At 66.0% G+C, this 12,734-nt stretch carries 9 protein-coding genes; 5 read left to right on the plus strand and 4 right to left on the minus strand.

Annotated elements, in window-relative coordinates:
- Window positions 1-22: 22 nt before the first annotated feature.
- The 3 genes from AC3WJB_RS04125 to AC3WJB_RS04135 form a co-directional block, all read right to left on the minus strand.
- Window positions 23-469, minus strand: coding sequence for a rhodanese-like domain-containing protein (locus tag AC3WJB_RS04125; RefSeq protein ID WP_492678988.1), 447 nt, complete (start codon window positions 467-469; stop codon window positions 23-25).
- A 126-nt stretch (window positions 470-595) separates the two neighbouring features.
- The gene (locus AC3WJB_RS04130; RefSeq protein WP_492678990.1) at window positions 596-1,009 is read right to left on the minus strand and encodes a hypothetical protein; all 414 of its coding nucleotides are present in this window, start codon (window positions 1,007-1,009) and stop codon (window positions 596-598) included.
- A gap of 47 nt (window positions 1,010-1,056) precedes the next feature.
- The gene (locus AC3WJB_RS04135) at window positions 1,057-1,569 is read right to left on the minus strand and encodes a YiiD C-terminal domain-containing protein (protein ID WP_492678992.1); all 513 of its coding nucleotides are present in this window, start codon (window positions 1,567-1,569) and stop codon (window positions 1,057-1,059) included.
- Between the two features lie 79 nt (window positions 1,570-1,648).
- On the opposite strand from AC3WJB_RS04135, the gene AC3WJB_RS04140 reads away from it, so the two are divergent.
- The 4 genes from AC3WJB_RS04140 (at window position 1,649) to AC3WJB_RS04155 (ending at window position 8,351) form a co-directional block, all read left to right on the plus strand.
- A complete protein-coding gene (locus AC3WJB_RS04140) occupies window positions 1,649-2,419 on the plus strand; it encodes a uroporphyrinogen-III synthase (protein WP_492678994.1) in 771 nt (256 codons plus the stop codon).
- A 74-nt stretch (window positions 2,420-2,493) separates the two neighbouring features.
- Complete coding sequence (locus tag AC3WJB_RS04145; RefSeq protein WP_492678996.1) at window positions 2,494-3,660, plus strand: uroporphyrinogen-III C-methyltransferase; 1,167 nt, start codon at window positions 2,494-2,496, stop codon at window positions 3,658-3,660.
- The gene (locus AC3WJB_RS04150; protein ID WP_492678998.1) at window positions 3,657-4,916 is read left to right on the plus strand and encodes a heme biosynthesis HemY N-terminal domain-containing protein; all 1,260 of its coding nucleotides are present in this window, start codon (window positions 3,657-3,659) and stop codon (window positions 4,914-4,916) included. Before AC3WJB_RS04145 ends, AC3WJB_RS04150 begins: the two co-directional genes overlap by 4 nt.
- Window positions 4,917-5,240: 324 nt before the next feature.
- Window positions 5,241-8,351, plus strand: a complete 3,111-nt coding sequence (locus tag AC3WJB_RS04155) for a TonB-dependent receptor (protein ID WP_492679000.1) — start codon at window positions 5,241-5,243, stop codon at window positions 8,349-8,351.
- A 64-nt stretch (window positions 8,352-8,415) separates the two neighbouring features.
- Here the strand turns inward: AC3WJB_RS04155 and AC3WJB_RS04160 are convergent, their stop codons facing one another.
- Window positions 8,416-10,080: a M1 family metallopeptidase gene (locus AC3WJB_RS04160; RefSeq protein ID WP_492679002.1), complete on the minus strand. Its 1,665-nt coding sequence runs from the start codon at window positions 10,078-10,080 to the stop codon at window positions 8,416-8,418.
- A 446-nt stretch (window positions 10,081-10,526) separates the two neighbouring features.
- On the opposite strand from AC3WJB_RS04160, the gene AC3WJB_RS04165 reads away from it, so the two are divergent.
- Window positions 10,527-12,485, plus strand: coding sequence for a CocE/NonD family hydrolase (locus AC3WJB_RS04165; protein WP_492679004.1), 1,959 nt, complete (start codon window positions 10,527-10,529; stop codon window positions 12,483-12,485).
- Window positions 12,486-12,734 lie beyond the last annotated feature (249 nt).

The following is a 12,734-nucleotide window of genomic DNA, read 5'->3' on the forward strand; positions in this document are numbered from 1 at the left end:
CCTGGGTTTGCCCGCCGACGGCTCATTTGTTGCCCTTGGCCACCGGCAGTTGGGCGGCGCGCCAGGCCAGTGTGCCACCGGCCAGCGTGTGCACCTTGGTGAACCCGGCCTTGACCAGCCGCTGTGCGGCCTTGGCGGCGTTGCCGCGCCCGTCACGGTCGATCACCACCACCGGCAGCTCGCGGGCCTTGATCAAGTCCTTGCTCTCCGGGTCGAACTGGCTCATGGCCACGTGGCGTGCGCCCGGCACGTGCATTTTCTCGAAGTCGACGATGGCCGACAGGTCGATGAGCAGGGGGTTGTCGTGGTTGATGAGGTCGGTCAGTCCGCCGGGAGTGAGTTCGAGCGTCGCGGAGAACAGCGATTTGAGCTGCAGCACCAGGAGCGCCACCAGCAGGACCACGAACAGTGCCACCAGGGCCAGGTGGTTGCCGATGAATTCCGGCAGCTTGCGCAAAAACTCGGTCATGTTCGATCCAGGGCTGCGGCCATCACGCCGGCGTGGGTGGACCGATGATTATACGGGTGCGCCGCCCGGCGGCGATCTTGGCAGTTGCACGTGTGCTTACATAGTCCGTGCTTCTCGGGCCGGCTGCTAGGGGCGGGTGATGTCCGGCAAGCCGCTCGCCAGCCACCAGTGCTTGCTCGTGGCGTCGTATTGCCAGACCTGATTGTCGATGATGGTGCGCTCGGCCTGGGTGTTGACGTTGACCAGGCTGATGCGCACGCTCTGGCGCACCTCGGTGTCGCTCACCGGCACCGGCCCGGCGTCGTCGTTGTAGTCGGTCACCCGTACCTGCTGGTAGCGCGCCATGTCCAGCCTGGTCAAGGGATGCGCAAGCAGGGTCGCCGGGGCGACGAATTGCGCTGCGGTGGCGAAGTCGCCCCAGCGCAGGGTGCTGGCATAGGCCTTGAGCGTGTTGGTCAGCGAGTCGCTGCGGATTTGCGAGGCGCAGCCGGCAAGCAAGACTACGGTCATGAGCCCGACGAGACGCATTGTTCTGCGCATGTGCTTCCCCGGTGACGGATGCAGACATTCTGCCTGAAGCTGGCGGCTCACGACCGGCGCTTGGCCACGAAGCGGGCTTGCAGGGTCGCCGCGGGTCCGGTGCCGTCGTCGTTGGGCACGCTGCAGGCGATCTCGACCGCCGCCTTGCCGCTGGCTTCCAGGCTGGCGAAAAAGTCTGTCCAGTCACTGCCTTCGGCCAGCTCAGCCTCGCTGCGAAAATCCCGCCATAACGGCGCCAGGTAGCGCACCGTCGAGGTGCCGACGAACACGTCGCAGGCCATGCCGCGCTCGCGCAGCGGCAACTCCACCAGGGCCCAGCCATTGAGCGTCATCAAGCTCACCAGGCTGCCGCCGAATGCGCAGCCCTTGTCGTTGGCGTTTGGCGCCAGCGGTGCGCGCAGGCTCAGCACCTCGTCGTCACAGGTGGCCAACTGCACATCCATGCTGTGGGCGAGGGGGATCTTCTCACGCATGAAACGGACCAGGGCCTCGGCGGCCGCGAGGCGGGTGGCGGATGACTTGGCGGCGTGCTGCGGAACCGGATATTCGGGACTCACCATGACAGGATCGTTGGCGATGGGACGCTCCAGTGTATGGCCACCACTACACTGGAGCCAGATTGATCGGCGAGGAACCCACATGCGAGGAGCAGCCGCGGCGGGGCATCCGGGACTGCATGGCCGCTGCGTGGTGATCACGCGGCCGGTCGGTTGCGCCGGTGCGCTGGCGCGCCGCGTGCGCGCGGCGGGCGGCGTGCCGATCGTGCTGCCGGGCCTGGCCTTGCGCGCGGTGCCCGATGCCGCGGCTGCCCGCGCAGCGCTGTTGGCGGCACTCAATGATGACTGCGTGCTTTTTACCAGCCCGGCCGCAGTACGCTTCGCCGCCCGCCTGGTGCCCCTACGCACCGACGCCAAGGTGTTGGCCGTGGGCCGGGGCACGGCGCGGGCATTGGCCCGGCAAGGGCTGCGCGAGCCGCAGCTGCCCTCGCGCCAGGACAGCGAGGGCGTGCTTGGGCTGCCGGCCCTCGCCGAAGTGCGCGGTCGGCGTGTCGCCCTGGTCGGCGCCGCGGGTGGGCGCGGGGTGCTGCAGGCGGGGCTGGCCGCGCGCGGGGCGCAGCTGCGCGAGGTGCACGTGTACCGGCGCACGCCGGCGCGGCTGGATCGGCGCCATTTTGCAGTGCTGTCGCGCCTGCCGCACTCCGCCTGCGTGTTGCTCTCCAGCACCGAAGCATTGCACAACCTGCATGGGCAATTGCCGGCGCCGGCGTTGGCGCGCTGGCTCGCGGCCACTGCCGTGGTGAGCAGCGAGCGGCTGGCTGCCGCGGCGCGTGAGGCAGGCTTTGCCCGCGTGCACGTGGCAGCTTCGGCGCTTTCGGCCGACCTGCTGGCTGGCGCCCTGGCCCTGGCGTGACCTCCGGAAACGGCACCCACCGATGCGGCCGCCACCGGCTTGGTTTCTGCGGCCGGGGCTTCTAGCATGCGGGCATGAGTACTGCAGATACGCCGCCTGCGCCTGACGGCGCCCCTCCAGCCTCGCCTGCGGGTTCAGGCGCCACGCGTCCCGGCGCCACCGGCCGGCCACCGGTCCAGCATTCCGCCGGTACCTTGGGATTGGCCCTGCTGCTGGCCTTGCTGGCGATACTTGGTGCTGGGTATGTCGGTTGGCGGCAATGGCAGTCGGCCCGCGGCAACCAAGCCGAGGCAGCCAGCTTGCTGGCCGTGCAACGGCGCGTGGCAACGGTCGAGAGCTTGCTGCAGGACAGTCACCGCGAACGCGCGGACGTCGCCCGGCAGCTCGCGCAGATGGCGCAGCAGGACCAGGGCCTGAGTGCCCAGTTGCCCGCGCTGGATCAGCGCGTGCGCAGCCTCGAAGCGGCGGTGGCCACGCTGGCCGAGCGCACGCGCTCCGGCCGCGAGCCGATGTTGCTGGACCAGACCGAATCGCTGCTGCGCATGGGCATGGAACGCTATCGGCTGTTTCACGATGCCCAGGGCGCGCAACAGGCCTATGCGCTGGCCGAAGACACCCTGGCGAGCGTCGATGACGGCGCCTTTGGCGCGGTACGCCAGGCGATCCGCGTCGAACGGATGGCCTTGCTCAGTAGCCACCCCCAGGGTGATGCCGGGGTGCTGAAGCAACTGCAGGCGCTGCGTGGCAGCGTGCCGACCTTGCCGCTCGCGCCCTTGGAACCGTCCAGCAATAATCCACCGGATGGCGTCTGGGCACGCATTGGTCACGCACTGCGCGGCGTGATCCGGGTGCAACGCGACAACGGTGGACCGCTTGCGCTCCAGGACGCGCGTTTTGCCCGGGAATTGCTGGCGCTGGACTTGGTCGAGGCCCAGGCGGCCAGGCTGGCGCACGATGACGAGGCTTACCGAGCCGCGCTGCAGCGTGCCGCGACGGGCGTGGCGGCGCAGTTCGATACGACAACCCCCGCCGTGCGGCAGGTCCAGGCACAACTGCAGCAATTGCAGGCGACGACAGTCGGCGCCCCGGTGCAGCTCGGGGCGGCGTTGCGCGAGCTGCGCGACCTGCGTGCCGTGCGCGCCCTGGGCCCGGCGTCGGCAAGCTCGGCGGGGGCTGGCGCGGCTTCCGCGGCTGTGACCCGTCGGATCGACGCGGCGCGGCCTGGCGGGTCGCGCGCATGAAGCTGTGGCGCCAGCTCCTTCTGCTGATCATCATCGCCACCCTGGCGGCGCTGGCTTGGCATTGGCTGGCGCTCGACCCCGGTTACGTGCTGGTGCGTCTGCGTGGCTGGCGCGCGGAGACCACCGTGATTGCCGCCGTGGCGCTGTTGCTGTTGCTGTGGCTGGTGCTGACCTTGGCCTGGAACCTGCTGCGCTGGCCGTTCGGCGCCTTCAGCCGCCGGCACCGACGGGTCAGCCAACAGCGACTCGGCGATGGCCTGGTGGCCTTGATCGAGGGACGGCATGGCGCCGCCGAACAGGATCTCAATCGTGCTTCGCGCTTGCCCAGCCTGCGTGGCCCGGCCTTGCTGGCGAGCGCCGAGGCGGCACTGCGGCGGGGCGAGCCGGGCCGGGCGCTGGAGGCGTTGGACCAGGCCGCGCAATCGGTACCCAGTGCCGCACGGGCCTTGCGTGCGCGCGTCCTGCGCCGCGAAGGCCGACCGGCCGAAGCGCTGGCCTTGCTGGCGCCGGAAGCGGACAAAGGCAGCCTGACGCCAAACGCCTGGCGTGAGCTGGCGCTGGCCGCGCTGGCCACGGGAAACCCGGCGCGTGCACAGGCGGCGCTGGCCCCGTTGCAGAAAAGCGGCGCGCTGGGCATGCGCGGGTTTGCCGCCCTGGAAGCGCGGGTCCTGGTCGCGCTGATCGATGCGGCGAAAGACGGTGCGGCACTCGACCGCTTGTGGCTGCAGCTACCGAAACCGCAGCGTCGCCTGCCGGCAGTCATCGAGGCTTATGCGCGGCGTGCGGCGGCCTTTGGCCAGACCCTGGCGGCCATGGATGAACTCGAATCGGCCTTGCGCAGGGAGTGGTCGCCAGCGTTGGTCGACGCCTATGGTGCGTTGCCCGGCGACAGCCTTGAGGCGCGCATGCAGCGTGCAGAGGCCTGGCTCGAGGCGCACGCAAACGACGCCGTGCTGCTGTTGGCGCTTGGCCGCCTGGGCGTGCGCCTCGGCGAGTGGCGCAAGTCGCGCCAATATCTCGAGCGCTCCTTGGCCTTGGCACCGACTGTCGCGGCGTGGGAAGTGCTTGGCGAGGCCTGCGCGGGCCAAGGTGATACGACGGCCGCGTTGCACAGCTATCGGAGTGCGTTCGCCATGGAACGTGGCGAGCCGGCGGCCGAACCACCGTCTTCGGATCCCGCGGGCCGTTATCCCGACACCCGCTCGAGCGCGATCGAAGAGCGTGATGCACAAGGCTTTCCGCGTCTGCGTCCCTGAGAGCTTGAGCGTTGGACGACCGTGGACGTCGCCCCGCGTGGATTCCCTATGCACACGGGACCCGCCGCGACCAGCCACTCCCCATCGGATTTTGCCGCTGCTGCCGGCACTTGCTGCCGTGTGCCATACCGTGTGGCATGTGTCACCAGGTACTTATTGCACATTGACAAGGGAAAAAGTCGCGCTCATAACGCCAAGGCAACATACGGCACGATCGCGCTGAGCTCTGCAAGTTTCATTGGTGGCAGTGCTGACTCGCGCAACGAGGTGAGCCTCTCACACGATCGCGGATGACTTCGCACTCAAGTGAGAGGATTCAAGAGAATGAGCAGTGAAACGGACACGCGACGGCGGCACCTTGGGCACCGGGTTGCGTACTCGGCATTGAGTTTGGCCATTGCCGCCGCCTGCGGCTTGTATGGCGCTGGCGGCCTGGCGCCGGTACAGGCACAAGCCTCGACCGGCAGCATTTTCGGCACCGCGCCGGTCGCCGGTGGCGAGACGGTGATCATCACCAGCGCCAATGGCCTGACGCGCAGCGTACCAGTCGATTCCAGCGGCCGTTTTTCGGCCACGTCGTTGCCGTTGGGCACGACATACACGGTGACGCTGCAAAAGGATGGCGCGCCGCTGGATTCGCGCACGGACATCGTGCTGACCGTGGGCGCGGGTACCCAGGTCACGTTCGTGGCGGCGACCACCACGCTGGGTGCCGTGACGGTCAGCGCCAATTCCCTGCCACCCATCGACATCAGCCAGGTCGGCTCGCGCACGGTGGTGACGTCCAAGCAGTTGTCGGTATTGCCGCTGCAGCGCACGGCCGAGGCGATCGCCACGCTGGCGCCTGGCGTCATCCAGGGCACCAGCTATTACAAGGGTCCGACAGGCGACGTGCTGAACTCGTTTGGCGGCTCGTCCATTGCCGAGAACGCGTATTACATCAACGGCTTCAACACCACCGACCCCCTGCATGGCTTCGGCGGCCTCAGCCTGCCGTATGGCGCGATCGACCAGCAGCAGGTGCTCACCGGTGGCTACGACGCGCGGTATGGGCGCTCGGACGGCGGCGTGATCAACCAGATCGGCAAGCGCGGCACCAACGAGTGGCACTTTGGCGGGCAGGTGTTGTATCAACCCAAGGCCACGGCAAGCACGCCGATCAACTGGTACTTCCCGACCGGACCACAATACCTCTCCGACGCCGATGGCGGCACGCAAGGTCAGCTCTATGCGTATAACGGCGACAACAAGTCCTGGGTGGTGACCGAGGACCTGTATGCGGGCGGTCCGCTGATCAAGGACAAGTTGTTCTTCTTTGGTGCGGTCGAGGCGAGCCGCGAGAGTGGAACGAACGGCGGGGCGGGCGGCAACACGGTCCAGGCAGGCCAAATCACGAACTACAACAAGCATGATCCGAAGTGGTACGTCAAGCTGGATTGGAACATCAACGACAACAACATCCTCGAGCTGACCGGCGCCTCGAACAAGACGTCGTACTCGGGGAACATCTACGCCTACAACTACACTGCGGCCAAAGCCACCTACGGTGCCTTCCGCGCTCCGGATTTGCACACCAAGAATGGTGCCGACCTGTGGATCGCCAAATACACCGGCTATCTCACCGACAACCTCACGGTCGATGCCTTGTTCGGCAAGATGACGCAGACCAACTACGCCGAATTCAGCGGCAGCGAAGAACCCTTTGTCACCAATCCGCAAAACCAGAATCCCGCCTACGGCGGTGGCGCGCTCATTGGGCCGCAGACCGTGCAGACGGTGCCGAACGCCGGCGCGCACGACAAGACCAGCAATCTGCGTTTCGACATCACCTACAAACTCGGCAGCCACGACCTCACCGCCGGCATCGACAACATGAACGTGATGGCCCTGGACCAGGGCTCGCACCGTTCCGGTCCCGGCCAATTCATCTGGCGCTACGGCAAGGGCGACCCGAACAAGCCGATCAGCACACAAACCGGACAATGGGTGGCCGCGCCAGGTGGCGAGGGTTACTACGTGGACAAGCACATTGGCACGGTGGGCGCCAAGTCCGTGCGCGTCGCGCAGTACGCGCAGTTCGTCGAGGACCGCTGGCAAGTCACCGACCGCCTGCTGCTGAACCTGGGCCTGCGCAATGACCAGTTCACCAACTACAACCCGGATGGCGTGCCCTACCTGCGCCTGACCAAGCCACAGTGGGCGCCGCGACTGGGCGCGAGCTGGGACGTGCACGGCGACTCCAGCCTGAAGGTGTATGCCAACGCCGGCCGCTACTACATGGCCGAACCGGCGAATGTGGCCATCCGCGGTGCCGCCGGAAGCATCGTCACCGACCAGTACTTCACTTACACCGGGATCGATCCGGCCACTGGCGCGCCCACCGGTCTGACCCAGATCCCGCAGGGCAATTACCCGGCGGTGTCGGCCAACAACGAGTTTGGCCAGGCGCCGGATCCCAAGACCGTGACCAGCAAGAACGCTGGCGCCGAATACCAGGACGAGTACATCGCCGGCGTGGACCAGGCGTTCGACATGTTCGGCACCAAGTGGACTGCGGGCGCCAAGGCGAGCTATCGCCACCTGCGGCGCATGCTGGATGACGTGTGCGCAGAAGACGTGTTCATGGAGCAGGGTGCAGCGCAGGGCTTCGACCCGACGGCAGCCATGGGCTCGGGCTGCTACATCATGAATCCCGGCAGCAGCATGGGACAAATCTCAACGTTCAACGTGCCGTTGGCGTCCGGCGGCTACGGCACCATGCGCATTCCCTGGTCGGACTTCGGCATGCCGACCTTGCTGCGCAAGTACGTTGGCCTGGACCTGTACCTGGAGCATCCATTTGATGGCACCTGGTATGGCCGCATCGACTACACGATCTCGCACAGCTTCGGCAACACGGAAGGCTCGGTGCGGTCCAGCTCGGGGCAGACCGACGTGGCGCAAACCGTCGACTGGGACAACCCGGGTGTGATGACCTATGCGAACGGCAGCCAGTCCAACGACCGGCGGCACCAGGTGAAGCTGCTGGGTTACTGGCAGATCAATCCGGAGTGGCTCATTGGTGGCAACGCACAAATCATGTCCGGCACGCCACGGTTTTGCTTTGGTTACTTCGGGGCCGAGCAGACCGACCCGTCCGGCTATGGCGGTTCGTACCACTTCTGCGGTCCGCAGGGCACGCCAGCGCCTCCGGGCAGTACCGGGCGCACGCCGTGGCAGGAGATCGTCAGCTTGAATGTGTCCTACCGCCCGGCGTTTGCCGCGCACAAGCTGGGCTTCAGCGTGCTGGTCTACAACTTGTTTGACCAGCAGCGCATGCTGCAATTCTCGCCCGGGTCGGAATCGGGGCCGGGGAAGTTGTCCAAGAACTTTTGGGTGCCGTTGTTTGCGACCACGCCACGCTATGTGCAGTTTGGCGTGACGTATGATTTCTGAGCAGACGCTTGGGTCGATGTGACGGGACGGGCACAGCGCAAGCTGCGCCCGTCTTGCCTGCAGCTCAGGACGCAGCGTGTTTCGGCGGTGGGTCGCTCGTGGCCGGCGTGCGTGGGTTGCGATAGCCAGGCTTCTTCGCGTCCAACGCATTCCGTTTTTTCCATTCCTGGTAAGCCGGGATATAGGGTTCCTTCCGCAACAGCTTCGAGTGCGGATCGACGATCACCAGGCTGCCGGCCGGGACCTTGAGCTCGCCGCTGCCGCGCGGCATTGGCAGCGTCCGCACCTGGTCGCCGACCTGCACCTCGACTGGCATTGGGAACGGCAGGTCCTGCGGCGCCACCCAATGCAGCTTCAGCGTGTCCGCGTCACGCTGCACGTCCAGCCGTGGCAACTTCGCCTGGTACAGGTAGACCTTGAAGAACCAGTCCAGGTTCTTGCCGGTCACCTGGTTGACGATGTCCATGAAATCGCGGGTGGTGGCGTAGCGTGGCTTGAAATTGCCCGGTTTTGGGTCGTCGCGGCCATAGACGAGCAGGCGCGTCGACTTGAAGAATGCGGCGTCGCCGATCAGCTCGCGCAGTGAATGCAACATCAGCGCGCCCTTGGCGTAGATGTCGTTGCCGGGACCGTGATCCTTGTCGTACACCGCTTCCTCGGCCTGGCTGTGTCCGGAGACCAGCGGGAAACGATTCATCAGCCCGAGCCGCATGTCGTGCAACATCGCGTAATACGCCATATCACCGTGCAGGTAGCGCCCGTAGAGCGGCTGCATGTAGCTGCCAAACCCTTCGTGCAGCCACATGTCGTCCCAGTCGGCATTGGTCAGCTGGTTGCCGAACCATTCGTGGGCAACCTCATGTTGTAGGAGGAAGTCGAAGTCGTACTTGTCCTTCGGGTAACCGGCACCGTAGGCGTTAATCGTCTGGTGCTCCATACCGTAATACGGCGTCTCGACCATGCCGACCTTCTCATCCCCGAAGGGATAGGGGCCGATCTCCTGCTCGAAGAAATCGAGGATGCTGGGCAAGGTGGCGAAGAGCTCCTTGGCCTGCGCCTCCTTGCCCGGCAGGTACCAGAACGCCATCGGGATCACATTGCCGCAGCGGCTGTGGTAGTCGCCCTTGAGTTCCCGATAAGGCCCGATGTTGAGCGTTATCGCATAGGTGTCGGGCTGTTTGACACGCCAGTGCCAGGTGCGCTGGTCCGCTGTTTCCGTGACGCCGACCAGCACGCCATTGCCCGGCGCCACCAGCGGCTTGGGCACGGTCACGTAAGTGTCGACCAGGTCCGGCTCGCCTTCCGGATGATCGATGCACGGCCAGAACAGGTCGCATCCCTCGCCTTCAACCGCCGCACCCACCCAGGGCTCGCCATCGGCGGTGTGCGTCCACACGAAGCCGCCATCCCACGGCGCCTTCTGCGCCACGTGCGGGCGGCCGCCGTAGACCACCTGCAGCGTCACCTTGCCGCCGGCAGCCAGTCCGGTCGGCAACTGGATGCGCAATTGGCCGTCCGGATTGCTCCAGGCCGGGCGCACGAGCGGCTTGTCGTCGACGGCGACGCGGCTGATCTGCAGGTTGCGGTCCAGATCCAGCAGCACCTCGCCGATGGCTTGCTTGGCGGTGAAGGTGAGCCGCGCGTCGCCGTCGATGTGCTGACGCGCCGGGTCGACTGTGAAATGCAGTTCCGCGTGATCGAAATGCGCACGTCGTTGTGCCTCGGGCATGACTCCGCCGGATTTGACGGTCTGCGGCGTGAGGGCTGGCTGGCTCGAGGCTGTGGCACTGGTCGCCGCGGCCGGCCCTTGGGCGGCCGTCGATACGGATGCGGCAGGTGCTTTGCCACTGTCTTGGGGGTTGCCGCAGGCGCACAAGCCAGACACCAGGCCGATGACGAGGAGGTGTCTGGGCTGCATGGGTCAACCTCGATGGCTGTTTGCGCAAGAGTCGGCGCGGCGGGTTCTGCTTCGACCTGCGCACGGACATCCATCATACGGGCCGCGCCTACACCCGCAACCGCACCCGCACCCGCACCCGCACCCGCGCCCGCACCCGCAACCGTGCGCGCCGCGCCGCACGGCGCGTTTGCCGTGTCCACGCAGGCATGACTTCAGTCACTCCCGTGCCGCGCGTGAAGGGCGTATATCAAATGCATCCACTTGGGGGTACGGCCATGACACCGATGCATCGGTTCGCCCGGCAATCCGTGCTGATGGGTTCCCTGCTATTTGTCGCTGCGTTCGCCTGTGCCGCCAGCGCGACCCAGGACAAATACCCGGATTATCCGAGCGAGACGCCGGCGCATTTCACGCCTGCGGAGTCGAGTTTCAATTACACGCGGCGGGTGGTCATGATCCCGATGCGTGACGGCGTGAAGCTCAATACCGTCATCCTGATACCGAAAGGCGCGAAACGGGCGGGGATCATCCTGACGCGCACGCCGTACAACGCCGACCGGCGTACCTCGAGCCGGCACAGCAGCGAGCTGGGCACCGTGCTCGGGCCCGACAACACCAGCCGCATCGTGCTTGAGGATGGCTATATCCGCGTGGTGCAGGACGTCCGCGGCAAATATGGTTCGGAGGGCGACTACATCATGAATCGCCCGATCTACGGCCCGCAGAATCCTACCCCTGTGTCGGACGTCACCGACACCTACGACACGATTGGCTGGCTGGCGAAGAACGTGCCGGAGAGTAATGGAAAGGTGGCCTTGATCGGGGTTTCCTACGACGGCTTCGAAACCCTGACCGGGCTGATCGATCCCAATCCGGCGTTGAAGGCGGTGATCGGCGAGAACCCGATGGTGGACGGCTGGATGGCCGACGACTGGTTCCACAACGGCGCCTTCCGCGAACAGATGATCCCGTACATCTACGACCAACAGGCCACGCGCAGCGGCAAGGAACATTGGTGGACCGACTACCGCGACGACTACGACCTTTACCTGGATGCCGGTTCGGCATCGGCGGTGGCGCAGGCGCACGGCATGCAGCAGCTCGGCTTCTGGCGCAAGCTCGTCGCGCACCCGGCCTACGATGCGTTCTGGCGGGACCAGGCCATGGACAAGATCCTGGCCGGCCAGCCGCTGAAGGTGCCCTTGATGCTGGTGGCCGGGCAATGGGACCAGGAGGACATCTATGGCGCGCTCGCCGTGTATCGGGCGCTGGAGCCGAAGGACACCGGCAACGACATGGTGTATCTGACCCTCGGTCCCTGGTACCACGGCCAGGAGAACCGCGATGGCAGTTCTCTGGGCGCGCTGCGGTTCGGCGCCGACACCTCGCTGTATTTCACCGAGCAGATCCTGCGCCCGTTCCTCGCCCACTATCTCAAGGATGCCGCCCCGCCTGAGCACGTCGCGCCGGTCAACGTGTTCACCACCGGTACCAACCAGTGGGAGGAGTTGCAGAGTTGGCCGTCCGGCTGTGCCACGGGTTGCCCGGCCCAGCCGACCCCGCTGTACCTGCAAGCTGGTTTCGGCCTGGGCTTCCAGCAGCCGGCAGGCAATGTCGCGGGCGGCTATGACCAATATGTTTCCGACCCGGCCAAGCCCGTTCCGTACCGGACGCGCCCGATCCTGGCGGCGCAGACCGGCACTTGGCGCAGCTGGCTGGTCGACGACCAGCGCCAATTCGCGACCCGGCCGGACGTGCTGGCCTACGAGACGCCCGTGCTGACCGACGCCGTGCACGTCGCCGGCTGGCCGGTCGTGCACCTCACGGCCGCGACCAGCGGCACGGACGCGGACTGGGTGGTGAAACTCATCGACGTCTATCCGCGGCAGGATGCCGCCGAGCCCGACATGAGCGGCTATGAGCTCGCCACCAGCATGGACATTTTCCGCGGTCGCTATCGCGTGGGCTTGTCACAACCACAGGCCTTGACGCCGAACGAACCCTTGCCCTACCGGTTCGAACTGCCGGCGATCGACCATGTGTTTTTGCCCGGCCATCGGATCATGGTGCAGATCCAGTCCAGCTGGTTCCCGCTGTACGACCGCAATCCGCAGACCTTCATCAAGAACATCTTCCTGGCCAAGCCAGGCGACTTCAAGCCGGCTACCCAACGCGTCTATCACGCACCAGGCCACGCCAGCTACGTCGAGTTGCCGGTCGTGCATTCCTCCTGAGGCGCGGGATTGGAGAAACTTCCAAATCGTCATTCCCGCGAAGCTCCGTTCTCGTCATTCCCGCGAAAGCGCAACCCTTCAGCGTCATTCCCGCTTGCGCGCACTGCTGTCCGGAACGTTTTTGGAACCACACTCGCCCCACCACTCCGGCGTCATTCCCGCGAAAGCGGGAATCCAGTGCTTTGGCCTTTACGGACATCCAAAGGCACTGGATCCCCGCTTTCGCGGGGATGACGCCGGGAAGGATGA

The sequence above is a fragment of the Rhodanobacter sp. FW510-R10 genome, from assembly GCF_058781105.1.

Excerpts from the sequence above, each read along its gene's own strand:
- AC3WJB_RS04125 (WP_492678988.1), bottom strand. The coding sequence starts at position 469 with ATGACCGAGTTTTTGCGCAAGCTGCCGGAATTCATCGGCAACCACCTG.
- AC3WJB_RS04130 (WP_492678990.1), bottom strand. The coding sequence starts at position 1,009 with ATGCGCAGAACAATGCGTCTCGTCGGGCTCATGACCGTAGTCTTGCTT.
- AC3WJB_RS04135 (WP_492678992.1), bottom strand. The coding sequence starts at position 1,569 with ATGGTGAGTCCCGAATATCCGGTTCCGCAGCACGCCGCCAAGTCATCC.
- AC3WJB_RS04140 (WP_492678994.1), top strand. The coding sequence starts at position 1,649 with ATGCGAGGAGCAGCCGCGGCGGGGCATCCGGGACTGCATGGCCGCTGC.
- AC3WJB_RS04145 (WP_492678996.1), top strand. The coding sequence starts at position 2,494 with ATGAGTACTGCAGATACGCCGCCTGCGCCTGACGGCGCCCCTCCAGCC.
- AC3WJB_RS04150 (WP_492678998.1), top strand. The coding sequence starts at position 3,657 with ATGAAGCTGTGGCGCCAGCTCCTTCTGCTGATCATCATCGCCACCCTG.
- AC3WJB_RS04155 (WP_492679000.1), top strand. The coding sequence starts at position 5,241 with ATGAGCAGTGAAACGGACACGCGACGGCGGCACCTTGGGCACCGGGTT.
- AC3WJB_RS04160 (WP_492679002.1), bottom strand. The coding sequence starts at position 10,080 with ATGCCCGAGGCACAACGACGTGCGCATTTCGATCACGCGGAACTGCAT.
- AC3WJB_RS04165 (WP_492679004.1), top strand. The coding sequence starts at position 10,527 with ATGACACCGATGCATCGGTTCGCCCGGCAATCCGTGCTGATGGGTTCC.